At 74.2% G+C, this 1526-nt stretch carries 1 protein-coding gene; it reads right to left on the bottom strand.

Annotated elements, in window-relative coordinates; genetic code table 11:
* Positions 1 to 17: 17 nt before the first annotated feature.
* A partial coding sequence (locus G3I65_RS56055; RefSeq protein WP_160704785.1) for a YcaO-like family protein occupies positions 18 to 1526 on the bottom strand: 1509 nt, incomplete at its 5' end.

Raw genomic sequence — 1526 nt, 5'->3', positions numbered from 1 at the left:
CGGCCATCGGTGCGTCCTCAGGCGTGGGGGAGCGGGAAGGTGTTCAGCTTCTCTTCGGGCAGCGGGTGCGCGCGCCAGCCGAGGTCGACCGCCGCGCGGCGCACGCGGCCGTCGCCCCAGTAGGGCAGCCCGGCCGGGAAGTTGGCCACCAGCCCCGGCACGAGCGTGTGCGCGGCGTGGAACCCGGCGGCGGCGACGTCGCGGGTGGTGAGGTCGACGCTGAGCACCTCGAACCCGCGTGCCTCGACGCGCTCCTGGTAGGTCTTCAGCGTGCGTTCACCGAGTGCCGGCAGGCCGTCCCAGCCGCGCTCCGGGAGGTCACGGACCCACGGCGCGACGTGCGCGGCGGCCCGCGGGTCGAGGTAGACCTGTTGCTGGCACAGCAGGTCCGCGACGTCGCCGAAGTCGGCGCGGTAGGAGTCGAGGTAGCGCCGGTCGGCCCGGTACGGCTTGAGGTTGCCCAGGTGCGGCAGGTCGTCGCGCATCGCGGCCAGCTCGCGCTCGTCGTCGAGGGCCAGGCAGGTGTGCTGCAGCGTGAACCCTTCGGCGAGCGCCTTCTTCGCCGCTTCCAAGGCGTCGGGCCGGGTGGCGAACCCGATCGACAGCCAGCGCCGCGCCCGGTCGAACACCGCCGCGGCGACGACCGGGACGGCGAATTCGTTGTCCAGCGGGATCAGCGTCACGTCGTAGGTGTCCGTGGTGTCGGCGACGAGCGCCCGCACCTCGGGCGGCACCGGCAGGGCGCGCAGCCGCGGCGTGTTGGCCCACCACACCATGGTGGTGTCCCGCTCCAGGACCTCTTCCAGACCGGAAGTGACGGCGTGCTCCGCGCTCGTGCCCCCGGCGAGGCCGGCGATCAGCGGGTCGGTGAAGCGCGCCCCGCCGGGTTCGGGCGCCTGGGAGACGAGGCTCGCCGGCACCCAGACCGGCTCTTTCGTGGTATGCGAAAAGGCTTCCACCCACGCGCATTCGGCGTCGGTGGTCAGCGGCGCGAACGGGAATCCGGGCGTGGCGTACTGGCGGGCCGAGTACAAGTTGAGCCGGCGCGGGTCGAGGGCCGGGACGCGGGCGCGGCGCAGCTGCTCGTAGCTGCCGTGCCGGACTTCGCGCTCCGGGGGCAGCCAGCTGCCGCAGTAGCGTTCGACGGCCTCGCCGATCGCGGACTCGCGGGCCAGCTCGAAGTCGTGCCACGACGTGCCGAACGCCTGGCGGTCGTTGGGCCAGTCGACGACCCGCCGCATGTCCGCGACGTCCACCGCGCACACCTTGAGCCGGGCCGGCATGCCCGGGGCGGCGGGCAGTTCGTGGACCGCGGTCACGATGCCGGTCCGGTCGTCGACGAGCAGGTCCGGCCGCAGGCCCTGCTCCCGGACCGGCCGGGGCCGGTCGGGGACGGGGAGCACGGGCCGGGGGAGCGCGGTCAGCCGGACGGGGTCGAGTTCCAGCTCGCCGGTCGTCGTTTCGGTGGGTTCACCGGCGACCCAGCGTTCGAGCTGGACGGCGAGCGCGGCGGCCAGCCAGCGGGC

The organism is Amycolatopsis sp. SID8362, from assembly GCF_010550475.1.
GTDB classification, from domain to species: Bacteria; Actinomycetota; Actinomycetes; order Mycobacteriales; family Pseudonocardiaceae; genus Amycolatopsis; species Amycolatopsis eburnea.
The sequence above is the reverse complement of the archived record's forward strand: the minus strand, read 5'-3'. Positions and strand labels throughout refer to the sequence as shown.